Source organism: Zhongshania aliphaticivorans, assembly GCF_902705875.1.
GTDB lineage: Bacteria > Pseudomonadota > Gammaproteobacteria > Pseudomonadales > Spongiibacteraceae > Spongiibacter > Spongiibacter aliphaticivorans_A.
Map to the genome: position 1 here is coordinate 811729 of NZ_CACSIK010000001.1, position 24548 is coordinate 836276.

A 24548-nucleotide genomic window follows, 5' to 3' on the forward strand; every position below is an offset into this window, starting at 1 on the left:
TGATTTTTTTTGTTGGCGGCTCGTTATAAGGGATGAAAGGATAATGATGAAAAAGTTGATTGGTAGTCTGAGTGCTTTATTGGTGGGTTGCATGGGGATGCCAGAGTCCGTGTCACCTGTGCAAAATTTCGAAATAGATCAGTTTTTGGGTAAATGGTACGAGATTGCCCGCCTTGATCATTCCTTTGAGCGTGGTATGTCTCAGGTAAGTGCTGAATATTCTTTGCGTGATGATGGCGGGGTAAAGGTCCTTAACAAAGGTTATAAAGCTGAAAATCAAGAGTGGAAGGAGGCAGAGGGTAAAGCCTATTTTGTTGGCTCGCAGAATGAAGGGTATTTAAAGGTGTCATTTTTTGGCCCTTTTTATAGTTCTTATGTGGTCTATGAATTAGAAGAAAATTACCAGTATGCCTTTGTGTCTGGTGCAAATACTGATTATCTCTGGTTGCTTTCGCGGTCGCCTGAAATTTCGGCTGAAGTTCGCCAAAAATTTATTGAAATGTCTGCTGACAAGGGATTCGATACCGAGAGTGTTATATGGGTAGATCACAGCGAAGCGATGAAAGGGGAATAAGCGCGCTGGCTGGAAGTCTACGTATAGCAGTAGGTTTAAATGTGCTCACCGCGATCATGGCAATATGCTCGCAGTGAGTACTGTATAGAGAAGAATAAACCTATAAGAAGAAATATAAACCGTATTGGCACGCCGATTGGCGCAATGCCGACTTACTTGTCCCGATTTACCTGATCTGTGATTAATTAACCGTTGCTATGATCTAGCCTCCTTTTTATAAAGCCTCGTTGGGCGCTATCTTCCCTGTCCGTTGTTGTGTGTCATTTTCAGCGGTTTTCTAGCTAATAGGGCCTTCAACCCATTCGTTTATTTTTGTTTTAAATATCAGTCAGTTAACGCTTGTATTTGGTGAGGCTTTAGATTTCTAAGGATGGCTTGAGCCTGACAATATTGACAAAAACAGTCTTTTATGGGATTGTGCTCACATAGTGAGCATTTGCTCATTTAGTGGCTTTACTGCTATAAGTTCTTATGTGGAGCCAAGTATCTATAAATTTGCTTAGCGTGACTTGTAACTTGATGGTGTCGCGCTCGTTTAATAATCATTGGGATCTAGCCACTGTTCACCGCGGTATAGCAATTTTAATGATTGTATGGGCCGTAACAGGTAATGCAATGAATAAAAAAATAACATTAATCATCTTTGATTGTGATGGCGTATTAATCGATAGCGAAATACTTAGTGCGCAAGTATTAATTCAAAAATTGTCAGAGATCGGTATTGTTATTGATACAGATTATGTTCAAAAACATTATTTAGGATGTAGCTTTAAAAGCGTCACAGAAAAAATACTCAATGCATTCGGTCTGCAGTTAAGCGCTGAATTTGAAGATGAATATCGAGTCGCATTAATGGCGCAATTTAACAAAACTTTGCAGGCGACGCTGGGCGTTAAAGACGTATTAGCTCAGCTTAGCCTGCCTTTTTGTTTAGCTACTAGCAGCAGTCGGGCGCGAACTCAGCAAGCATTAGCTATTACTGGTTTAAGTGACTTCTTTGAAGGAACGATATTTACAGCAGAAGAAGTTAAGAATGGAAAGCCCGCACCAGATTTGTTTTTACATGCAGCCCACAGCATGGCGGCAAGTCCAGCCAATTGCTTGGTTATTGAAGATAGTCTGGCCGGTGTAACGGCTGCAAAAGCTGCTGGAATGCAGCTTGCTCATTATAAGGGTGGGAGTCATATCGCAGAGTCTGAAGATATGATTACCAAGGCTTTTCCTGATGTGCCAGTTATAAAGAGTTGGCAGGATTTCGAGTTTATCCAGCCCTCATTATTTATAAAATAATATCGTCGATACTTGGCGTATTAGCGACATAAAAATAAGTAAAGGAAAGTGCAATGGACAATAAATCCAGTTCTGAATTGAAGCGTTTGGAGGATGCAGCTAGGGCTGCGTGGCTCTACTACGTAGCAAAAAATACCCAGGATGAAATTGCACAAAAATTACACGTTTCTCGACAGTCTGCGCAACGTTTAGTGGCTTTAGCCGTTAATGAAGGTTTGCTGAGAGTAAGGCTGGAACACCCCATCACTGAATGCATGGAGTTAGCTCAACAGTTAACAGCGCGCTTTGATCTTTATGATTGTGAAATTGTACCAAGTGATCCAGCAACACCTAATAGCAGCGCGGGCTTAGCGCAGTGTGGTGCGGGAATAATCGAACGATATTTAAAGTCAGACACCCCAAAAATTATTGGATTTGGTACAGGAAGGGCGTTAAAAGCCTGTGTAGATGAACTTCCCGTCATGCAGTGCTCACAGCATAAAATTGTTTCAATGGTCGGGAATATGATGTCAGATGGATCGGCATCTGCCTTCGATATCGTAGTAACGATGGCCAATAAAGTTAATGCTAGGCACTATCCTATGCCGCTACCCGTGGTCGCCGCTACACTTCAAGAAAAGAAAACCCTGCATAATTTAAGCCCTGTAAAAAGTATTTTTAAGTTGATTGAGCAGGCTGATGTCCGCTTTGTGGGTATAGGTCAGATCAGTGAGAAATCCCCCTTGTTACTCGACGGATTTATTAATGCTGAAGAGTTAAACCTTGTAAATGATGAGGGTGCGAAGGGTGAAATCATTAGTTGGCTATATGACATAAACGGTAAGTTGTTGAGCAATGATACCAATAAGCGAGTACTGAGTGCGCCATTAAAATCAACGCTTAATAAGCCGATATACGGTATTGCTGCTGGTGACGATAAAGTCTTGGCAATTCACTCAGCCCTAACCGGCAAGCTAATTAACTCATTAGTTACGAATGAACATACCGCAAGGAAAATCCTTAAAATTTCAGCTAATAGTCATTAGAAATAGCGTGTCTTTTTTAGGTACGGTTTACTTAAAACGACCTTGCTAAGTTATTAAAGCAAGTAATATTCATAAAAAATGCTTTTACTTCCACGCGGTTTATGGCGGTGACAGCTTCTAATAAAGGCGAAAACCATGGCAGAGCATCAGAATAATCATGCGTTTAGCACTATAAACGAAGAGCAAATGCCGGTAGCCAAGGCGAAATTACATGGCTGGAAGCACTTTGCGGGTTTGTATGCAGGTGAGCACGTTGCGGCAACGGAATTTGTAATAGGTGCAACCTTCGTCGCATTAGGCGCTGCTACCAAAGATATTTTATTGGGTTTGTTTATCGGTAATTTATTAGCGATGTGTTCTTGGTGGTTGTTAACCGCGCCAATCGCCGTAGAAACGCGTTTAAGTTTATATAATTATTTAAATAAAATTGCCGGTAACTCAATGACCAAGCTCTATAACTGGGCAAATGTCGGCATATTTGCAGTGATTTCGGCGGCGATGATTACCGTCTCTTCAACTGCTGTTAGGTTTCTTTTTGATATTCCCGCTCAACTTAATTGGTACCCCAGTAGTTTCTGGTTTGTAGCAATCGTTTTGGCGGTGGGGTCAATTGTTGTTGTTGTGGCTATGTTTGGTTTCTCGACAGTGGCAGACTTTTCAAAATTATGTGCCCCGTGGTTATTTGTCATTTTTATTGCGGGGTCGTTTAACTTATTTCCGGCATTATCAAATCACGTGCTAGGCGTGACAACAATGTCTAGTTGGTCAGACTTTATAACTATTGGTAATAGCTCAATATGGACTGGCACCACGAGCAGCGGTGAACCTGGTATCGGTTTGTTAGAGGTTATCGGTTTTGCATGGGCGGCTAACTCAATTACCCACTTTGGCTTAATCGATATGGCGATATTTCGATTCGCAAAGCGTAAAAGCTACGGTTTGTTTTCTGGTGTGGGTATGTTTTTCGGCCATTATTTAGCGTGGATATCCGCTGGTATTATGGGCGCTGGAGCAGCGGTCATACTAAAAACCACGATCAGCCACCTTGATCCGGGTGATGTGGCCTACCACGCACTGGGTATGACGGGGTTTGTTATTGTTATTGTTGCCGGTTGGACAACGGCTAATGCAAATCTATATCGTGCGGGCTTAGCAGCGCAGTCAATATTTGTGAATCACTCTAGAGAAAAAACCACGGCGATCGTTGGTATGGTGACGGTGATTATTGCCTGCTTTCCCTTTGTCTTTACTCAGATGTTGCCTTTGTTAACGTATGCAGGGCTCATCGTGGTGCCTGTCGGTGGGATTGTGTTTGCGGAACACGTTTTATTTCCAAAATTGGGCTTAACAAGATACTGGGCAAAATATCAAAATATATCTCGAAGCGTTCCGGCCATTGCATCGTGGCTATTGGCCTTGGTCTTTGGTTTTGGATTGAATGCTTTAGATATTATGTCTTTCTATTATCTATTTATTCCCACGTGGATGTTTTCTATTGTTGTTTATATCTTGCTTGCTAAGCGTTACGGCGCTGGACGACCCTATGAGAAAGAAGTCGCTGCAGAAGCTTTAGAGCAACAACAGATAGAAGAATACCAAGCTACATTACATGAAGATGTTACGCCCATGGTGGTTGATACTAGTGTATTGACTAAAATCCTGAATATGGTGTCAGTTATCTCATTGCTTCTTATATTTGGGTTTGCATGCCAAGTAATGTTCTTTAGCGACGATATTGATGTTTATGCTGACAATAAAAAACAATTTGAGCTGTACTGCTTTATTTGCACCATAAGCTATTTCCTTAGCTCATATTGGGCTTTGAAACGTCATAAAAAAGTAAATAAATAAACGCGACTAAGCTGGTAATGGCGCGACATGCCATTACTGATATATGAACTGTTTTGGGTAAGGTCAATTAGATGAATAGTGCAATAATGACGGGAGACCAATCTCCACGGCTTAACCGGCATACAATGTTGACGTTGCCAGATACCGTTGATATCCCACTTTATGATCGCAGCAAGCTGAAAGTAGGTATTGTTCACCTTGGTGTAGGTGGCTTTCATCGTGCCCACCAAGCTGTCTATATTAATGAGTTGTTAAAAACACCTGGGGCAGAACAGTGGGCCATTTGTGGTGTGGGCCTATTTGAAAGCAACAGAAAGCTACGGGATATATTACAAGCGCAAGATTATTTATATTCTGTGACGGTACGACATCCTACGGGTAAGGTCGAAAATAAAATCGTCGGCTCAATGATAGATTTTGTTCTAGCGCCTGATAATAAACAGCAAGTTATCAATAAGCTTACGCACCCAGATACTAAAATCGTTTCTCTCACTATCACGGAGGGGGGCTATAATATTAATCCCGCCAATGGTGACTTTGATGATAGCCACCCAGATGTGCGCCATGATATTCAGTATCCCAATGATCCCGTAACGGCCTTTGGTTATATTATTGCCGCTTTAAAAATTCGTAAAGACAATGGTTTGCCGGCGTTTACGGTACAGTCTTGCGATAATATTCAGCATAACGGAAGCGTTACAAAAAAAATGCTGGTGTCCTTGGCTAAACTCCAACAGACTTCAATGGCTGAATGGATAGAGGAGAATGTTTGTTTTCCTAACGCCATGGTCGATCGGATTACCCCTGTAACAAGCCAAGCCGATATTGACTATATTCAAACCACTTTGGGAGTGCGTGATTTATGGCCAATTACTTGTGAGTCCTTTAGCCAGTGGGTAATAGAGGACGATTTTTGTTGCGACCGGCCTAACTGGGATGCGGTTGGTGCGCAGTTTGTCGAGGATGTCACGCCATACGAGACAATGAAAATTCGATTGCTTAATGCGGGCCACTCGGTATTGGGCTTGCTGGGCTCCATTCATGGCTATTACACCATTGATGAGGTGGTTTCTGATAAGGACTTTGCTACTTACTTGCGTGCATTTATGGATATGGAGGTGACTCCATTGCTGGAGCCCATGAATGGCATAGATCTAGAAGCCTATAAAGATACCTTAATTGAGCGCTTTTCTAACCCAAATATAAAAGATAGCTTGGTTCGTATTTGCTCAGAGAGTTCGGCTAAGCTCCCTAAGTTTTTAATCGCGACTATTCAAGACAATATCGCGGCACAGCGTGATGTGTCATTGGCTACCCTAGTGATAGCGGCATGGTGTTTATATTGTGATAAATCATGTAATGAATTGGGTGTCGACATTGATATTCAGGATGTCATGTATACAGAGCTTGCTGATCATGCCAAAAAGACAGCTGAAGATAGTCTGTCCTTCCTTAAATTAACTGCTGTGTTTGGCAACTTGATCAATGATGCGGCCTTCACCACGTCGTATTCAAAGGCAATCGCGGCCTTATATCTGCCATCGGCTAAGATTAAAGATGTTATGAATACGACATTGAGGCAAAAGATCACTACCGTGGCGGAGGGTATGTAATGACGAGTATTTTTGCTAAGCATAAAGCGCCAGATAGTATTGTGATCAGTTGTTTTGGTGAAGTGCTTTGGGATTATTTTGCAGATGGAAAACGTTTAGGTGGCGCGCCACTCAATGTTTGTCTTCGCCTTAATTCGCTGGGAATACACGCTGATATACTCAGCGCCGTTGGTGATGATGCCTTGGGTCGTGAGCTAATTGATGCGGTAAAAGATCGGGGTTTGGGTGTAGACCATCTCAGTGTAGATACAGTGAAAAAGACCAGTCTAGTGGATGTTGTTTTAGATGAAAGCGGGTCTGCTTCATACCAAATTGTTGCCGATACGGCGTGGGATAATATTGTTATTTCACAGCCGCTAATGGATAAGGTAGCTTCGTCAGATATTTTTGTATTTGGCAGTTTAATTGCTCGCAACGATACCTCACTTACAACCCTAAGGGCGTTAATCGCTGTCTCAAAATTCAATATATTTGATGTTAATTTGAGAAAGCCACATTACAACTTGGCGACCCTAATTGAGCTAATGAATGCCGCCCATTGTATAAAATTAAATGATGATGAATTGTATGAAATTGCTGCGGAGATGGGCTCCAAATTCAAGTCATTAGAGCAAAATGTAGAGTTCATTGCTGAAAAAACCGCGACGGAGTTTATCTGTGTGACCAAAGGTCGTCATGGTGCTTTGCTTAAAATAGGGGATAAAAAGTACTACAACTCGGGATATTTAATAAATGTTGTTGATACTGTTGGCGCTGGCGATGCCTTTTTGGGTTCGCTGATTTATCAACTTTGTTGTGATACTGATCCTCAATATGCAGTTGATTTTGCATGCGCAGTGGGTGCGATGGTTGCCGAGCACCAAGGTGCCACGCCGGTGCTAGGGCTGGATGATATTGCTAACTTTATGAGTCCAGCTTGAACACGTTCAAGTAGATTAGCGTTAAAGAGCTTCATTATTCTTAAATTTAGTAACACTTCATGGGTGTACTGACTGAATTTCACCCGGTGTCGTTGAGCTCGACACCTTATCGCTTATTTAAATAAACCGTACAAGCCTTTTTATGTTAAGCCGAATATTCCTGTTTTGGTTGTCTGCTCGTCTGTAATTAGAATACGTGATGGTTACAAATGCTTTAGTAGTAGGATTTATCGATAATATAATCACAACAATTTTTTATTACAATTTTAGGTGATGCAGGTTTTGCTATGCGTGCTAGATAGTAATGATAAGTGAATGACGTCAAGACAGCCTAGATGACTTTACGCCATTCAATTCTCTAATTTTTACTGTTCTCATAAATTAAAACCTAAATATAACGACATGTTCAGAAATTTAGGTGTTGTTTATTACAAGTGATTTCTGTCTCTGCGTAATTTAAGTAGCCAAGAGGACTGATTCTTTTCTGCATCATAAAACACTGCCATCGTGAAGAAAAACATCAGTAGCAGTATGACATGAGCGGCTAAGCTTATTCCAAAGTAAATGATACTTCCTAAATAAAGTCCAAATGATAAACTCCACATGCCTGCCAATATCGTCATAATATAAAATCGACTGACAGGGTCAGGTATGTGTCTAAGCGGATTTTTCTCTGAGTCAAAGATGTATTTATAGAATTCATATAGTTTTAAGGCATGATTTTTCATAATATGCGCTCTCTTATTGATTGCTCATATTTCATTACGGATTATTGTTTAATTTAGATCTTGGCGGGATTTATTTTTGGTGAAATTGCTGCTGTGGCGCATGGTAAGCGGGTAAGGCTGATCTCTAACGGTATATTAAAGTGTGCTTAATCCTAAGGGATAACTTAGTGCGCCAAGGATAAATCATGATTTTGATGATAGCTCGTCGACATGATAATCCCACAGGAGGAGAGTTGCAGATAGCCACTTTGCCGCTACCTGCAAATTTTTAGAAGGGTGGTTTAGTCCTGCGGGTAACGAAAGATAGACAATCTACCTGGGGGCAGGGTGAGATCATCTAAGCTATCAGTGTCGGCAGGGTCCATATCCAAGGAGTTGTGCTGCGCGGCAACGATTTCATTTTTACCATCGCCATCTATATCGGCTACCATGGCCATACCAAACATTTTCCCAGTTGCGACAATGTCTTCTCTGAAGCTGCCATCGCTTTGTTGAATAAAGGCAAATAGCTTGTCGTTACCGTCTCCCGGCACGGCGACATCTAATAAGCCATCGTTGTTGATGTCGCCCACATTAAAGATACCTGGCACACCTTGGCTGGCAGGGCTGCTATAGTACAGGGTTACTCGGAAGTCGGTGGATATGATGTGCTTTTCCCATTTGGCTTCGTCCAGCGGGTCATTCGGTATTTCAAACCAATATAAACCGGGAGGCACGATGAGGTTGCCTTCGTCATCCTGAAAACGCGGGTCGCCGTCGTTGTTGTGGGCACCAACGATCAGCTCATCTTGCCCGTCGTTGTCGATGTCGGCAAATTCCATGTGGTAGCCGAGCCCAATGCTGTTATCGATGATGCGGTATACCCATTCACCACTTACTGAAAGGTCATTTTCAAGCCAAATTACGGCGGGGTTGGGTATTTCTGGTGTGGGTGTGGGATGCCCAAAAAACTGGCTGAGGACGATATCCTCGTCGCCGTCGTTATCAATATCATAGAGCTTTATGAAGACGCCGCCCATATTACTAATTTCATTGCCGCTGGTGTCGATGGCAACAATTTCACTGTAGTCGAACATGGAGCTGGGGTCTGTGCCGCCGTTGTTGGTATACAGCTGGACCTTCATTTCCTCTTCGCCATTGGCTGATCCTAAGGGGTTGTCTAATCCTTGGGTTTTGGCCGAGGTGGTTACAATGTCGAGCAAGCCGTCGCCATCAATATCAGCTTGGTCTGTTTCATGCCAAAAAAATAAATTGTTAGTTAATGGTGTGGTGTTAGCAAGTGAGAAGAAGTTCTGAGTTGGTGGCAGCGGGCCATCTAAGTCGTTGCCGTCTAGCCAGAAATGCGCGCCACCCAAGGTGGATAAGAAGCCGGTTTGAACCACAATGTCTAGTTGACCGTCATCATTTACATCAAAGATTTGCGGGGTGTTAATAAAGGGATAACCTTGCAGGTCAGTGGTATTAATCAAGATGTTTTCTTCCCAAGGCCCATCAAGGCAGCTACCGTCTTTGCTGTCGCAGCCAGAGGTGTTGAATATTCGCAGTGCGCCCCGAGATAGAGCGTTTGGTGGGCCAGGTGGCGTTTGCTCTACGAGTGTCGAGAGCAGTATTTCTAGCCCGTTGTCTGAGTTGCCATCAAGGTCGCCTATGCCGATAAAGCCTGCCGATTGTTGTTCGCTTCTAATTGGATGCTCAGAATACACGATTGGGTTGGCGCTGGAACCGCTACCAGATGATGTACCAGAGGAACTGCTGTTGTTACAGGAGGCAATGAATACACTAAGCAGTGTCAGCGGCACTGTTTGGTAAATGCGGGAGTAGAGCGAATGGCTAGTCATAGCATGGGCGCCTCGGTTTGATTGATGGTTTAGAGGAAGTCGTGGGGTAAATCCTTTCAATTTTCGGGTGGTATTGTTTGGCAACCGGCAGGGGGGATTGCCGGTTGCAGTGACGCTAATTAATCATGCGTCTTATTGGTAAGACGGATCATCCATTGGGCCTATAGAGCGCGAGCGTACAGGCTGAAGTAAGACGGGTTTTAGAGTGTGGGGATACTCTGGTCCCCAGTTTACGGCATCGCCTTTCATTTCTACCGACGCATTGTCGGTATACCAGTCTACCAAGTCGCCATCGCAGCGGAGCAACCAAACAGTGCCTTCATCACCGGCGGTAAAATCGCCGTGACGTACCAGTGCAGGGCGGAAGAAGTAGGTGCCTGGCCACATTTCACCGTAGTTATAGTGAAAACTTCCCTCAAGGCAGTAGGCTTCTTCAAATACGGGGTGATGAGCTAAAGGGTGCTCTCTCCAGCCGGGCTTGGCTTTAATTAAGCGAGTGTAAAAGCCGGTTTTTTCATCGCGGTATAGCATTTTAATGTAGAGACCGGGAACGGGGGTGCCACCTAAGTCGAAGCGCATGGGGCTGCCGCTTTCAACGTCAATCCAATCCATTTTACTGCTGTGAGCGACGACCAATTTCTGGTCTTCTCGAACATAGTCTTTATCTTGCTCACAGGGTTCAAACTGCCAGTCGCCGTATTCACGGAAGAGTAAAATAACGGTGTCTTTTTTAACCTGAATGTTCGGAGCCACAACGCCCTTTGGTGCGGCCCAATAGTCACCGGCAACTAAAACTTGATCGCCGAGGCTGACTTCACCTTCTAAAATATACCACTCGGTTAAGGCGTTATGAACGCCAGAAGGTCGCTGCCAGTCACTGGTAAATTTAACTTTTGCCGATACTGATCCGTCTTCTTCGTCGTAGCACAAGTTCTGTTGTTGTGCGGTACCGGTGGCGTGTTCAAACTCAGCAATATGCCAAATTAAATCTTTTGCATCGATCAGCTCTACATGTGGGCGCATTTCGTCTCCTGGTCACATTAATCATGTGTTGTTCAATGGTGCGGTCAAAATAAATTAAATAACAGCATAAAATTAACGGTGTCTTTAGCTTATGCCGGCAGTTTCAGGGTTTCTTTTCGGTTCTTTTACTTTCTTGGGTAAATATATCCACGGTCTTGCTAGGCGATCCGCTTGTTCGAATCTATCGATTTCACTATTCATACTAAGGGTTAAGTCGATAGGATCTAGGCCTTGTAACAACATTTTTTTTGCATTTTCGTCGATATCAAACTGCGCTTGCTGTTGGTCCCATTGCAGTGTTTGATTTTCAAGATTCACGGTAACCCTATGCTGCTGGGGGTTTTGTTCTACCCATGCGGCAATGCGTTCTATCTCTTGTTCTGGCAGCTCAACGGGGAGCAAGCCGTTGGCAATGCAATTGTTAAAAAAGATACTGCCAAAACTGGGGGCGACTATGCACTTTATGCCATATTCGGCCAGCGCCCATACGGCGTGTTCGCGGGATGAGCCGCAGCCGAAATTATTACCGGCGAGAATGACGCTGCAATGCTGATATTCAGGAAGATTTAAGACGAAATTATTGTTCGCCTCTCTGCCTCCGGGTAGGGTGTATCGCCAGCTTGCAAACAAGCCTTCACCAAGCCCAACTTTGGACACTAATTTCATTTCTCGACTCGGAATGATGGCATCCGTGTCTATATTTGGTCGTAATAAGGGGGCAGCAACACCCGAAAAGGTTTCAAAGATTCCCATTAGATAATTTCCTCCGCACTGCCAATACGACCTAATAACGCTGATGCGGCAACAGTCACCGGACTGGCAATATGGGTTTTAACAGCAGGACCTTGGCGGCCTTCAAAATTTCGATTGGTACTTGAGATAACGCGCTTGCCGGCCCCAAAGGTTTCACCGCCAGCGTAAAAACACATGGAGCATCCTGGCTCCCGCCATTCAAATCCGGCGGCTGTAAAAATGAGATCTAAGCCTTCGGCTTCTGCTTGGCGTTTTACTCTGCCGGAGCCGGGCACGCAGACAGCACGTAGATTGGTGGCAATTTTACGATTCTTTAAAATGGCAGCTGCAGCGCGTAAATCTGCAATCCTGCTATTGGTGCACGAGCCAATAAAGGCCGCGTCAATGACCACGGTGTTTAGTGTCTGCTCGGCTTTTAGGTCCATATAATTCAGTGCTTTTTCCATGCCGTCGCGCTGTTGCGGGTCGTCACACGCCATGGGGTTGGGAACGCTGCCGTTAACGGCGACCGAGTGTTGCGGGTTGGTTCCCCAGCTTACGGTTGCCGAAACAGCATCGGCATCAATCTGTATTTCTTTGTCAAAATGTGCGCCCTCATCACTGTTAAGGGCTAGCCAATAGGCCTCTGCCTGTTCGGCGGTGTCTGCTTTGGGGGCGTAGTCGCGGCCCTTGACCCAGTCGATGGTTTTTTCGTCCGGTGCGATAAAACCCGTGAAGGCAGAAAACTCAACTGCCATATTACAGAGTGTGAAGCGTTCTTCTATTGGCATATCGCGGATGGCTGAGCCAGCAAATTCAACCGCATAGCCATTGCCACCCTGTGCGCCGTATTCGGCAATAATATGCAAAATAAGGTCTTTTGCACTCACTCCGCTGCGCAGCGTGCCATTGACGACAATACGCATAGAGAGTGGTTTTTCAAGGTCTAGGGTTCGCGTGGCCATGGCGTGCTCAGCCTCGGTTGATCCTATTCCCCACGCTAGGGCGCCAATTGCGCCGAGTGTGCAGGTGTGGCTGTCTGGGCACACTAAGGTAGAGCCGGGAAGTGCTATTCCCAACTCGGGCGAAATAACATGAGCAATCCCTTGGTCGGGGTTGTTAAGGTCAAAGAGGGTGATGCCGGCTTTAATGGCCTCGTAACGGGTAGCTTGAATGAATTTATGACCAGAGGGCATTAAGGTATTGTCATTGCGGCCCGGTGTTGTGTCGATGATATGATCCATGGTGCAGAACACATGCTCGGGGCGTGGAATTTTGCGTTTTCGCTCCGATAAACTTTGCAATGCAATGCTGCCGGTGCGCTCATGGAGAAACACTCTGTCGATGTAAATCAAACTCCGGCGCGCGCCCAGCGAGGTGACCTCGTGGCTTTGCCAGAGTTTTTCAAAGAGCGAACGTTGATGGAGGTTATTCATTCATTACCGACCAGTGCTTCGTTGTGCTTAATGGCTTAACATTATATCATTATAACTTAATTTATGTGAGAATCCACTTGAAGTCACAATATTCTGCGTTTTTATGGTGGGTATTGCTCTCTTACCCACAAGTAGAAAGTCTAATTAGGAAGAATTATGAATAAGCCATTAGCGGGAATTCGCGTTTTAGATCTTACTCACATGCTGTCTGGGCCGTTCTGTACTATGACCTTGGCAGACCTCGGCGCCGATATGATTAAGGTCGAGCCGCTGACCGGCGAGGGGACACGCAAGCTATTGGCCACTGACCCTAAAAACTCTATAGATGGCATGGGTGCCTACTTTATTACTCTAAATCGCAATAAGCGCACCATGAGTATTGATTTGAAATCAGAGCGTGGCTTAGCCTTATTTTACGATTTGGTAAAAGAGTCAGACGTGGTAATTAATAACTTTGCGGCGGGTGTGCCCAGTAAGTTAAAAATTGATTACGCACATCTGTCTGAAGTTAATCCTAAAATTATCACCTGCTCCATAACGGGGTTTGGCGAGGAGGGGCCGGGAGCTAAACGTCCGGCGTTTGACCAAGTAGCCCAAGCCTACGGTGGAGGTATGTCAATTACCGGTGAAGACAGCAGTCAGCCGGTGCGTGCCGGTATCCCTATTGGCGATTTGGGTGGTGGCATGTTTGGCATAATGGGTGTGTTAGCGGCCATTATTGAGCGCAATGTGTCTGGAAAAGGTCAGCATGTGGATATCTCAATGTTAGATGTGCAAGTGTCGCTGCTAAGTTATATGGCCACAATGCACTTTCTATCTGGTGATGACCCAAGCCCTATCGGCAATGCCCACTTTGTTCATGTGCCTTACAATAGTTATCCAACGGCGAACGGCCATTTGGTGATTGCGATTATTACCGACAACTTCTGGCAGAACTTAAAAGAAGTGGTTAATTGTGCTGGATTTGATGATCCCAAATACGATGTTCAACCGGGACGCTTGGCAGACAAAGACTTTATAGACGGCACATTGGCAGAAATATTCAGTCAAGACACAAGCGAAAATTGGTTAGAAAAACTCAATGCCAAGCGCATTCCTGTTGCGCCGGTAAATAAATTTAGTCAGGTATTTGCTGACGAGCAAGTCAACTTCCGTAATATGGTGGTTGAGTGCGAACATCCAAATGGCAAAAAAACCAAAGCACCGGGTTGCCCTATTAAGATGTCGCGCACCTCAGAAGAATCCTTTACACCCGCGCCGTTGCTAGGGCAGCATACTGATGAGTTGATGTGTGACGTATTGGGTTATGGCCCAGAGGACGTGGCCACGCTAAAACAGCAAGGGGTGATTGCTTAATGTCTGAAAAGATCATTATTAATGATGTTGGGCCGCGAGATGGTTTGCAGAATCAAGCCAAGGTATTAACCCCCGCGCAGCGCCTGCAGATTATTGAATCACTCTTAGCAGCCGGTGCTAAACATATTGAAGTGGGTGCATTTGTGTCGCCCAAGGCAGTGCCGGCGATGGCTGGCACCGATCAAGTTGTGGCTGGCCTGCCCAAGGGCGATTATGAATTTTCTGCCCTTATTCCTAATTTACGTGGTTACGAGCTTGCCAAGGCTGCGGGTGTGAATACCGTTGGCTTAGTGGTGGCGAGTAGCGAAACCATGAATTTAAAAAACATCAAAATGACAACCGCGCAGGCCATGGCGGTGTGCAGTGATGTTTTGGCATTAAGTAAAACCGAGGGAATTAGAAGCCAGGTTTATTTGGCGACAGCATGGGAGTGTCCGTTTGAAGGCGTCATTGATACCCAGCAAGTGGTAGATTTGGTTGGCGAAATACTAGCCGCAGGAGCGAGTGAAGTTGTACTGGCTGACACCATTGGTGCCGCCTCGCCTGCCGGAGTAAAGCACTTATTGCAGGCCATTGAATCAGTCCACGGCACGCAAGCCATTAGTTGTCATTTTCATGATACGCGAGGTATGGGCGTGGCTAATGTGTATGCCGCCGTTGAGCAAGGTATCCGCAAATTTGATGCCTCTATTGGTGGCCTAGGCGGCTGTCCTTTTGCGCCGGGTGCAACCGGAAACGTAGCAACCGAGGACGTTGCCGTAATGCTAGAGCAGATGGGTTTTGATACTGGTTTGAATTTTCGTGGCCTGCTTGCCGCGATAGACTTAGTATCGGAATTAACCGGCAACTGTGATGGCGGGCATTCAAGCCGCTGGATACGCCGGCAAGTAGAAATGGATCGTATGTAAGGTGTTTTTAGAGCGCAAGCAATAGATAGGGGATGGCATGGAAAAGAGTGATAAAACGGCACGTGAACTTTACGCAGAAATAAAAGCGAATCCGGCAAGAAAAAGATTTGGTTTTGGTCGTAAGGCTGTTTTGGTCAATATTGATCCACAAAAAGCCTACACGCGAACGGATTTATATAAAACGGCGTATGAAACTGACCCGCGTCAGCTTGAGTATGTTAACAATCTTGCCAAGGTTTTTCGCGCTTTGGATTGGCCGGTAGTGTGGACCCATGTTGCTTATATGGACTCTGCCGACGATGCGGGTATTTGGGGGACGCGCACTAACACCCCAGATAGTTTGCAGAACATTAAATTTGATAGCGACCGCTCACAATTTGATGAGCGCTTAGAGATTGATCAAGCTAAAGATGTTATTTATTTAAAAAAAATGCCGTCAGCTTTTTTTGAAACTCATTTGCAGTCATTGTGTGTTTGGCATCAGGTAGACACGGTGATACTCACCGGCGGCTCCACCTCAGGTTGTATTCGCGCAACGGCGGTAGACTCTTTGTCTCGTGGTTACCGCACCATTGTTCCTGAAGAGTGTGTGGCCGATAAACACGAAAGTTACCACTTCGCCAACCTTACCGACTTGGCTTTAAAGTATGCCGACGTGGTTGATGTGCAAGAAGTGTTTGATTGGTTGGCAACACAAGATTCGGAATAAGGTGAGGGCGGCATGAAAGAAGATCCCGGATATTACGACTATTGGCCCTACTTTAAACGTCCCAAAATAACTTGGCCCAATGGCGCAAAATTGGCATTTTGGCTTGCACCCAATATTGAATTTTACGAGCTGAATCCGCCGCCCAATCCTCAGCGTAAACCCTGGCCGCAAGCGACGCCTGCGGTGGCAGGCTATAGTATCCGTGACTACGGCAATCGGGTTGGCCATCAGCGCCAAATGGCATTATTAGATAAATACGGTATTCGTGGTTCTATTTCTCTGTCCACCGCGCTGTGCGATCATCATCCCGAGATCATCAGCCAGTGCAGCGAGCGTAACTGGGAGTTTTTTAGCCACGGTATTTATAATACCCGCTATACCTACGGCATGAGTGAAGCTCAGGAACGCGAAATGATTCGCGACTCTATCGACACGATACACCGCCATACTGGGCAAAAATGTGCCGGTTATCTCGCCCCCGCGCTGTCTCACTCCGACAATACCATCGACCTTTTTGCCGAGGTAGGCAGTGAATTGTTTGGTGACGACGCCGGCTTTTATACCTGTGATTTATTTCACGATGATCAGCCAACGCCAATACATACTCGCTCTGGCAAAGAGTTTGTCTCGGTTCCTTATTCCTTAGAAATGAATGACACCATCGCCTATGTCGTCAATAAAATTGAACCACGGCGTTATGGTCAGCAACTAAAAGATTGTTTTGATCGCTTATACGCAGAAGGCAGTGAGAGTGGCACGGTCATGTGCATTCCAACCCATAATTATCAAGTAAGTTGCCCGCACAGAATGAAAGCGTTTGAAGAGGCGCTGGAATACATCACTGGTCACAGTGATGTGTGGGTGACCACTGGCCGTGAGATTGCAGAGTATTATCGTGAGCACTATTTAGCATCGAGCAAAGACGCCATTCTAAACGTGCAAGGAGGCTTGTGAGCATGAGCTTACCGAACGATTATTTACAATACCCGCAACGCAGCTACGGCATGGACCATGATCGTTATAGCTGGTCAATGCTTGAAAATCGCAAGCCCGTAACCTGGCCAGATGGCAAGTTGCTCGCACTTTGGGTCAATGTGAATTTACAGTATTACCCGCTTAACCAACAGGGTGTACCGTTTGCGGTGCCTGGTGGCATGACAATGCCATACCCCGATCTACGCCACTATTCGCTGCGCGACTACGGTAACCGCGTGGGCTTGTTCCGTATTTTAAAAGCCTTAGATGCGAACAACATCACCGCAAGTTTTGCAGTGAACTCACGCTTATTACAACGCATACCGTATTTAGCGGGTTTATTACGCGAACGCGGCGATGATATTTTGGGCCACGGTGTTCACATGGATGCCTTGCACTATGGCGGCCAGAGTGAAGCAGAAGAGTCGTCACAAATTGTTGAATGCGTATCCGTGCTTAGAGATTTGACGGGCCAGCCAGTAGACGGTTGGTTGTCGCCGGTGAGAAGTGAATCTGAAAATACCCCCGATCTATTGGCAGAAAACGGAGTGCGGTATTTTTCAGATTGGGTGAACGATGACATGCCCTATGAATTTTCAACTAGCTCAAAGCCCTTGATCGCCATGCCATTGAGCAATGAAATTGAAGACCGTTTTGTGATCGTCAATAATCAGCATTCAGAAGCTAGCTGGGCTCAGCAGGTAGAAGACGCTGCAGCATTTTTGCTAGACGAAGCGCACCGTTCTGGCGGGCGTATCTTGAGTTTAAATATTCATCCTTGGTTGCTTGGCCAACCCCATCGCATTCAGTTTTTTGAAGCGGTGTTAAGTACTTTAGCGGCTAACCCTGCGGTGTGGAGTGCGGCCCCCAGTACTATCTTGGACACGTGGGCATCACAGCAGTCATAAGCCGGCTGGCATTACGCAAGTACTATATTTTCCCTATCACATAGGCGGGCTTCACTGCTGAGAAGCCCGTCCTTCTTTGCTTTCAGTACCTTAATACAAACTATCACCTACTCCCTTGATGCTGATTATCTATGCAGTATTTCGTTTATGGCAGCGAGTCAGTCACCGGTTCAATAGAAGTAGGCTCGCTAACACTGAGGCTCACACATAAGTTGTTGATTTATTTAAACGGGTTTATGATCAAGGCAAGGTAATGAGTAAAAGCGTATAGAAGCGGGAATCGAAAAATATGAAGGAAATCGGCATGAATAACCCCCCAAGACTATAGACACTCCGTATGGTAAAAAAGAACCACCGGAGGATGTATGAATCAGCGCAGAAAATACGAATGTTATGTGTCTCGAGGTAAATCATGAGTAGCATTAAAGAGTATTACTTAGAAAACGAAGAGAGTCGTTATATTCGATTAGCTGAAATCTTGGGAATTTCTTGGCAAGAGCTACAAGGGTTGGATTATGAAATTAATGCAAGGGTGTCCAAGGATGGCAATTTATATAGTCACAATCTAACATTTAGCCAAGAAAATGATTCGTATGTTGTTAAAAAAATAAAAGGTTTAAGCGAAGATTGGAACGTTGAGATAGCTCCTTGGGAACTTGAGAGAAACGAAGAGGATGAGTACGAACTTGGTGCAATCGCGAGAAATACCGATTATAGGTTAAGTTTTATAAATGAGTTGCAGGATCTTAATGGGTTGCTGGGGCTGGATGTTACAGATAATAACTTGCATAGAATACTTTTACGCCAGATTTTTATAAGCATAATTGGAGCCGTTGAAACTTATTTATCGGATGCATTTATAAACGAAGTACTATCAAAACAATACTATTTGGAAAGATTTGTAGCTACGCATCCAGAATTTAAGAAACAAAAAATTAGCCTGAGTGAGATTTTTTATGAATCACTAAAGATTGAAGAGAAGGCAAAAACGATCATGCTGGGAACGATTTATCATAAGTTGCCAACAGTAAGGCAGATGTATCAAGACACATTTGGCATAACGTTTCCACCTATAGCTGATATGCAAAAATATATAGTAAAGCGTCATGACCTTGTTCATCGGAACGGAAAAACAGCGGACGGTGTGAAAATTGATATTGATATAGATACTATTGATAAGCTGAAGCGATCAGCGATTGGGCTGGTAGATCAGGTTAGTATAGAGATAAACAACCTAAGCGATGAAGATAAACCATTTTAGTCGTCTTTCACGTCAAGCATAGGTAACAAAGTTATCAACCTGACATCTCAGACTACGCTTCATTCTGTAACATAACACTACACTTCAAAAAAAATCAGGTTATAACAGCATTAAATACCCGTCAGAAGAAAATCGAGTGCTGAAATAATGTCTGTTCGATTCAGTAGCAATGAGCCTTCTTTTTGGGTGAGAAAAGAAACTGACACGGTCGTGATTTGATGGGTAAGAAGGGCATATTTCCAACCGCCAATCTCTACAAGTGGGCACAGGTTTTTGGGAAATGCTTTTGCATCCTGTGCTGAAGCAATCGGTATAACTACGCGGCTATTTAGACCATCCAGTAAGTTGGATTGTACATCCACGAAGAAGGGGTATGTTGCGTGGCTATCAGAATCTGTGTTCACATACAGATCAAATTGCTTCATTAGAAGCCCCGGTGTTTGTCAGCAAAGAGTCCATTGTCTGCAAGGCGGTTGCAGTTTTCGATGGCCTGCTTGTTGTCTTCGCGCCATTGTTTGCGTTTATTTTCCCGGAGTTCTTCCTCTAGTGCGCGCTCAAGGGTAGCAGAAAGGTTTACCTTTAAACTTTTAGCTTCCGCAAGTAAGCTGCTGTTTATACTCAGGTTTGTGGCCTTTTTTGGGGCCTTTTTGTCAAATATTTCACGCATTCTAAAACCTCTCGCATAGCTAATGCGTATAAGTAATGCGCATCTTAGCAGTAAGGCATTTACCAAGACAAGGAAGGTAGATGACAAGCGCGGCTGTGCTTATAGGTCTAGAGGCTTAGAGCTTTTCTTTTCCCGTGCGTGGGTCCACTTCTTTTGCCCTAGTGTTTCGTTTTAGTCTCTTTTACGCCAACCCAGCTAGGAATGCCTAGCTGGGTGTTCTGGTGTCTACCTCAATACTATTGTTTGTCTCCGTGTTCTTATGTGGCTTTGTTAAGCTCATCATGATCGAGGTGAGGGCGGGAACAAATAATAAGGTTACGGTGGTGGCAAGGAGTACGCCAAAGGCGAGCGATAACACCATGGGAATTAAGAAGCGGGCTTGAATACTGCCCTCTAACATAATCGGCATCATGCCGGTGAAGGTGGTTAGCGAGGTGAGTATGATTGGCCTAAAGCGATCACTTGCACCTTGAATAATGGCGCGTTGAATCTCTACTTTTTCTGCCAGTAATTGATTTATTCGGTCTAGCATCACCAAGTTGTCATTAACGACGACGCCGGCAACAGCGACAACGCCGAGTATGGAGAACATGCTGATTTCGCGGCCAAAGAGAATGTGACCAAGTATGGCGCCCATCAAGCCGAAAGGGATGGCTGACAGTACCAGCAATGGTTGCCAGTATGAGCGAAAGACAATCGCGAATAGACCATAAATTAGAATGATCGACAGCAGGCCCATTTGAAACAGTTCAGAAATGAAGGTTTCCTGAGACTCTTGTGCCCCTTCACGGCGAACTTTGCTGCCCGGAAAAATAGCCGCCCATTCCACCGCATCATTGGTCAAGATACTGCTGGTAATTTGCTTGGCGTTGAATCCGTCTTCAACTTCCGCGGTGATAGTGGTGGCAACCAGTCCATCGATATGGCGGATTTCTTTTAAGGCGTCCACAAATTCAAGATCGGCAACCATATCAAGTGGGATGTCATTTCCGGTGTTATTGCGAATTTTATGTTCTAGTAATTGCGCCAGTTGCTGCCTTTCGGTTTGAGGGTAGCGCAGCATCACTTTGACATCTTCTTGAGCGCGGGGAATGCGTTGTACTTCTTCACCGTAATAACCTTGGCGCAGCTGACCGATCACATCTTCTGCGGTAATGCCCAGCGTTTCGGCCATGGGTTTTAGGTGTACACGCAACTCCGGCAGGGCTTCATTAAGCTTGCTGCGAATATCATAAACGCCACTCATTTCGGCTAAGCGCTGTTCCAGTTTTTTGGAGAGTTGCTGTAATTGTTGAGTGTCTAGGGCGCTAATTTGTAATTCTATGGGTTTAGCGGTTGGCGCTAAGGTGGATTGAATAATGTAATCTCGAACTAGGGCAATTGAGCCGCTATTTTCTAGCCATTGCTGCTTTAACCGCTCCGTGTCAAAGGGGCGCTCCTCCACATTGAGAAGCTCCATTGAAACCCTAACGGTTTCACCATATATGGCTGTTTCTATGTGACCGATGAAGGGTTTTTGATACTGCTTGTTAATATCTAATTTTAACTGTAATGCGGCATTCTCAACGCGTTTGCCAAATTCTTCGGCTTGATGAAAAGGGGTTCCATCGCGAAGGGTGAAACGGGCTTCGACGAGATCTAAAGGGACAATAGGAAAAAAGCTACTGCGTAACCAACCGCCAAATAACAGTGAACTTACAATTAAAAATAAGGCAATAAAGGTCGCCACGGTAATGCCGCGATAGTGTAAACAGCGAAGTAATATAGGCCGGTATATTGATTGAGTAAGATAGTCTAAACCCTGAGCTACCTTATGTCTTAGTTTCTCGAGCGCACTTAGTACAGGGTTTTTACTAGGTGTTTCGGGCTTCATATGTGCCAAGTGGGCGGGCAAGATAAAGAGCGAATCTAATAGCGAAAAACTCAGTGCAACCAACACAACCACACCAAGATTATAGGGTTCAGCGAACTCCGGCGGTAAGTTTAAAAAAGGAATAAAAAATATCATGGTGGTAATAACGGCAAAGATCACCGGTTTACTTACCGAGGCAGTTCCGCGATAGGTTGAGGCGGCGCCCGGTCCCTCTTTGCTGTGGTGGCTGTATACGGATTCACCGACAATAATGGCGTCGTCAACGACAATACCCAATATCATAATAAAGGCGAATAGCGAGACCATATTCAGGCTGATGCCTGCTGTGGGCAGAAGCCAGATTGCGCCTAATAGAGAAATGGCGATGCCAGAGCAGACCCAAAATGCCAGCATGGGACGCAAAAATAATAAGAGAATAACAAAGATCAGGATCAGGCCGCCAAAGCCATTGTTAATGAGGGTGTTTAATCGACCGCGAAATTCTTTTGATTGGTCGCGCCATAAGCTAAGACTAACGCCGTTTGGCAGTTGGCTTTGCATTTCTTCAATGAAGTTGTGAGCGGCGGCACTGGTTTTAAGAATGTCGGCATTCTCGGCGACGTAGATGTCGAGGGATAGCGAGGGTAAACCGTCAAATTGGCTGTATAGCCCGTCTTCGATAAAACCATCTTTGATTGTTGCGATATCACCCAATTTAACTTGGCCACCTGTGGCGGTGCTAATGACGGGGATATTCGCAAAATCGCGGCCTTGGTAAGATTGCATACGGGCTTGAATTTGGATGTCGCCGCTTACGCTTTGAATATCACCCGCAGAAACATTCAGGGAGGCGCGCCGTAATATTTGCGCTAACTCGGTAAAGCTGAGGTCGTATTCATCCAAGGTGCTGGCGGCAACTTCAATGCTTACCTCGTAGTCTCGTGGTTGGCGGAGCTCAACAATGGGTATCCACGCTTTTTCTAATAGTTGTCGCTGTAAATGTTCGCTTAATGTTTTTAATTCCGCTTCACTAATATCGCCACTAATGGCAATGCTAATTACCATGCTGCGAAATTGCTGTTCATAAATTTGTGGGCTTTCGGCATCGCTGGGTAACTCGGACAATGCGTTTACTTTTGCCTTAATGTCGTTAAGTAATGTTTGGGTGTTGTAATCTGCTAGGGCGTCAACGGTGACGGAAACGCCGTTTTCCAAGGCTTTAGATTCTATTTTGTCGATGCCATTAACATCTCGAATGGCGTCTTCTATTCGATTTAAAATTTGTTCTTCTGACTGACGTGGTGAGGCGCCTGGGTAGACAACATCAATTTGAACTTTGTTGACGATACGCTCAGGGAAAAAATTCTTATCGACGTGACCAAAGGTGGACACGCCGCCAATGAAAATAAGCGCCATCAGGAGGTTGGCGGCGATGGGGTTGCGGATAAACCAATGAATGATGTGATTCATTATTGATTACCCGCTTCTTCACTGGGTTCAGTATTTGTGGGCTTGCTAGTACTGGGTTTGATAGGCTGCGGTGACGGTGCTGTGTTATTGGGGGCAGAGGTGCTGCTTGGTGTATTAGCAATTGGCAGTAGCGCTGTGCCCTCGGTATTGCTGGCCAAGTCAGAGAGTACGACACGCTGGGCTTGTTGATCTGTGGTGATGATATAACTGGTGTCGTCATTGGTAAAGGCAACGGTGACTGGCATCAGTTGCAGGGCATTTTGGGCATCGATAATACGCAGAAAGCGCTGCTCATAAAGAGCATCAGAGGGTACGGCAAGTAACAGGCTTGGCTGTGTTGCGTGGATGTCTGCCTCTAAAAACGTGCCTATTCTGAGCTGGTTTTGGGTGAAGGCAAGTTGGCCATCGTCCAGCTCAGCGTACAAGGTGTAAAGCCGGCTATCCGTGTTCAAACTAGCGGCAGCGCGGCGGATGGTTGCCGTTAAAGAAACACCGTTATTGTGGAGTGTTACCGGAATACCTTGGTCATAATCCGTGGCATTAAAATTTAATAAACGATATTGCTTGGGGCTTATTTCTAAGGCGATTTCCAGCGCGTTTATATCAATTAAGGTGGCGACAGTGGCGCCTTTGCTAAGGTATTGGCCTAATTCGGCATCAATATGATCTATGACGGCGGGGAAGGGGGCCCGTAGTTCAAGTCGGTCTACATTGCGCTGCGCGAGTTTTAGCTCGGCTTCGGCGGCGTCGACGGCGCGTTCTGCTTTGTGTAATTGAGGCTTGCGAAGGAAGAGGGCGTTGGCCTCATCTGAGCCTAAATCACGCCATTCTCTTTTTGTTTGTGCGACTCGTCCCTGTTCACTGGCCAGTTGTTCTTTGGCTTCGGCTAGCTTGGCTTGGGCACGGCTGAGCTCAGTTTTAACTTCGATACCGTCTATACGAAGTAAAGGCTGTTGGTCGGCAACTGAATTACCGACTTTGTAAATATCGTAGGTTTTAATAACCTTACCAGCGACTTCACTTGCGATATCGACTGTTCTACGGCTGCTAATTTTTCCATTGGCGGCAACCTTGATGGGTAACAGTTGTGGCTCAACGAGTTGAAAAATAGCATCCTGCGGGGGTGGCGCTGTTTGCACTGTGGGCGGTGGCGAGCTCGGGCCGCTGAGTAAGGTGCGAGCAGTAAGAACCCCGATAACGAGAATAACCAGTGGCAAGAGTTGGCGTAGTAATTTTGGCATGGGTATTCCTTTTATGCGCTGCGACCGCTCAGTTTTAGCTGTCTTGCCACGGCGGGCTTTGTTGCCGATGTTGTCAGTTGACCTTGTGTGGAGAAACTGGCTAAACTTACAAAAGATATAATGTTATTATATTAATACATTTGTGCATCTGTCGACCTCTGCTGCAATATT

At 45.2% G+C, this 24548-nt stretch carries 20 protein-coding genes; 12 read left to right on the plus strand and 8 right to left on the minus strand.

Annotated elements, in window-relative coordinates:
- Positions 1 to 43: 43 nt before the first annotated feature.
- The 6 genes from AELLOGFF_RS03740 (at position 44) to AELLOGFF_RS03765 (ending at position 7273) form a co-directional block, all read left to right on the plus strand.
- Positions 44 to 574: a lipocalin family protein gene (locus tag AELLOGFF_RS03740; protein ID WP_327785474.1), complete on the plus strand. Its 531-nt coding sequence runs from the start codon at positions 44 to 46 to the stop codon at positions 572 to 574.
- A gap of 615 nt (positions 575 to 1189) precedes the next feature.
- Positions 1190 to 1864: an HAD family hydrolase gene (locus AELLOGFF_RS03745; protein WP_159267415.1), complete on the plus strand. Its 675-nt coding sequence runs from the start codon at positions 1190 to 1192 to the stop codon at positions 1862 to 1864.
- Between the two features lie 53 nt (positions 1865 to 1917).
- Positions 1918 to 2889, plus strand: coding sequence for a sugar-binding transcriptional regulator (locus AELLOGFF_RS03750; RefSeq protein ID WP_159267416.1), 972 nt, complete (start codon positions 1918 to 1920; stop codon positions 2887 to 2889).
- 135 nt (positions 2890 to 3024) lie between these two features.
- Positions 3025 to 4740 carry a purine-cytosine permease family protein gene (locus AELLOGFF_RS03755; RefSeq protein ID WP_159267417.1) on the plus strand — a complete coding sequence of 572 codons (1716 nt, stop codon included), beginning with the start codon at positions 3025 to 3027 and terminating at the stop codon, positions 4738 to 4740.
- Between the two features lie 71 nt (positions 4741 to 4811).
- Positions 4812 to 6353, plus strand: coding sequence for a mannitol dehydrogenase family protein (locus AELLOGFF_RS03760; RefSeq protein WP_159267418.1), 1542 nt, complete (start codon positions 4812 to 4814; stop codon positions 6351 to 6353).
- Entirely contained in the window at positions 6353 to 7273 is a 921-nt protein-coding gene (locus tag AELLOGFF_RS03765) for a carbohydrate kinase family protein (protein ID WP_159267419.1), read from the plus strand. The genes AELLOGFF_RS03760 and AELLOGFF_RS03765 overlap by 1 nt, the downstream gene beginning before the upstream one ends.
- Before the next feature lie 1009 nt (positions 7274 to 8282).
- Here AELLOGFF_RS03765 and AELLOGFF_RS03770 read toward each other — a convergent pair.
- From AELLOGFF_RS03770 to AELLOGFF_RS03785, 4 genes are all read right to left on the minus strand, one after another.
- Entirely contained in the window at positions 8283 to 9839 is a 1557-nt protein-coding gene (locus AELLOGFF_RS03770; RefSeq protein ID WP_159267420.1) for an FG-GAP repeat domain-containing protein, read from the minus strand.
- 132 nt (positions 9840 to 9971) lie between these two features.
- Positions 9972 to 10862 (minus strand): DUF4437 domain-containing protein, encoded by an 891-nt coding sequence (locus AELLOGFF_RS03775; protein ID WP_159267421.1) that lies wholly within the window; start codon positions 10860 to 10862, stop codon positions 9972 to 9974.
- Between the two features lie 84 nt (positions 10863 to 10946).
- Entirely contained in the window at positions 10947 to 11615 is a 669-nt protein-coding gene (leuD, locus tag AELLOGFF_RS03780; RefSeq protein ID WP_159267422.1) for a 3-isopropylmalate dehydratase small subunit, read from the minus strand.
- The gene (locus tag AELLOGFF_RS03785) at positions 11615 to 13030 is read right to left on the minus strand and encodes a 3-isopropylmalate dehydratase large subunit (protein WP_159267423.1); all 1416 of its coding nucleotides are present in this window, start codon (positions 13028 to 13030) and stop codon (positions 11615 to 11617) included. Before AELLOGFF_RS03785 ends, leuD begins: the two co-directional genes overlap by 1 nt.
- Before the next feature lie 156 nt (positions 13031 to 13186).
- Between AELLOGFF_RS03785 and AELLOGFF_RS03790 the strand changes: the two genes are divergently transcribed.
- The 6 genes from AELLOGFF_RS03790 (at position 13187) to AELLOGFF_RS03815 (ending at position 19147) form a co-directional block, all read left to right on the plus strand.
- Positions 13187 to 14386: a CaiB/BaiF CoA transferase family protein gene (locus AELLOGFF_RS03790; RefSeq protein WP_159267424.1), complete on the plus strand. Its 1200-nt coding sequence runs from the start codon at positions 13187 to 13189 to the stop codon at positions 14384 to 14386.
- Positions 14386 to 15294, plus strand: coding sequence for a hydroxymethylglutaryl-CoA lyase (locus AELLOGFF_RS03795; protein ID WP_159267425.1), 909 nt, complete (start codon positions 14386 to 14388; stop codon positions 15292 to 15294). The genes AELLOGFF_RS03790 and AELLOGFF_RS03795 overlap by 1 nt, the downstream gene beginning before the upstream one ends.
- Before the next feature lie 37 nt (positions 15295 to 15331).
- Positions 15332 to 16003, plus strand: a complete 672-nt coding sequence (locus AELLOGFF_RS03800) for an isochorismatase family protein (protein WP_159267426.1) — start codon at positions 15332 to 15334, stop codon at positions 16001 to 16003.
- A 12-nt stretch (positions 16004 to 16015) separates the two neighbouring features.
- Positions 16016 to 16957 (plus strand): polysaccharide deacetylase family protein, encoded by a 942-nt coding sequence (locus AELLOGFF_RS03805; protein WP_159267427.1) that lies wholly within the window; start codon positions 16016 to 16018, stop codon positions 16955 to 16957.
- A gap of 2 nt (positions 16958 to 16959) precedes the next feature.
- On the plus strand, positions 16960 to 17886 hold the full coding sequence (locus AELLOGFF_RS03810) for a polysaccharide deacetylase family protein (RefSeq protein ID WP_159267428.1): 927 nt from the start codon (positions 16960 to 16962) through the stop codon (positions 17884 to 17886).
- Between the two features lie 412 nt (positions 17887 to 18298).
- Positions 18299 to 19147: a hypothetical protein gene (locus tag AELLOGFF_RS03815; protein WP_159267429.1), complete on the plus strand. Its 849-nt coding sequence runs from the start codon at positions 18299 to 18301 to the stop codon at positions 19145 to 19147.
- A 110-nt stretch (positions 19148 to 19257) separates the two neighbouring features.
- Here the strand turns inward: AELLOGFF_RS03815 and AELLOGFF_RS03820 are convergent, their stop codons facing one another.
- The 4 genes from AELLOGFF_RS03820 to AELLOGFF_RS03835 form a co-directional block, all read right to left on the minus strand.
- Positions 19258 to 19572 (minus strand): CcdB family protein, encoded by a 315-nt coding sequence (locus AELLOGFF_RS03820; protein WP_159267430.1) that lies wholly within the window; start codon positions 19570 to 19572, stop codon positions 19258 to 19260.
- Positions 19572 to 19814: a type II toxin-antitoxin system CcdA family antitoxin gene (locus AELLOGFF_RS03825; protein ID WP_159267431.1), complete on the minus strand. Its 243-nt coding sequence runs from the start codon at positions 19812 to 19814 to the stop codon at positions 19572 to 19574. Before AELLOGFF_RS03825 ends, AELLOGFF_RS03820 begins: the two co-directional genes overlap by 1 nt.
- 205 nt (positions 19815 to 20019) lie before the next feature.
- Positions 20020 to 23136 (minus strand): efflux RND transporter permease subunit, encoded by a 3117-nt coding sequence (locus AELLOGFF_RS03830; protein WP_159267432.1) that lies wholly within the window; start codon positions 23134 to 23136, stop codon positions 20020 to 20022.
- The gene (locus tag AELLOGFF_RS03835; RefSeq protein WP_159267433.1) at positions 23136 to 24377 is read right to left on the minus strand and encodes an efflux RND transporter periplasmic adaptor subunit; all 1242 of its coding nucleotides are present in this window, start codon (positions 24375 to 24377) and stop codon (positions 23136 to 23138) included. The genes AELLOGFF_RS03830 and AELLOGFF_RS03835 overlap by 1 nt, the downstream gene beginning before the upstream one ends.
- Positions 24378 to 24548 lie beyond the last annotated feature (171 nt).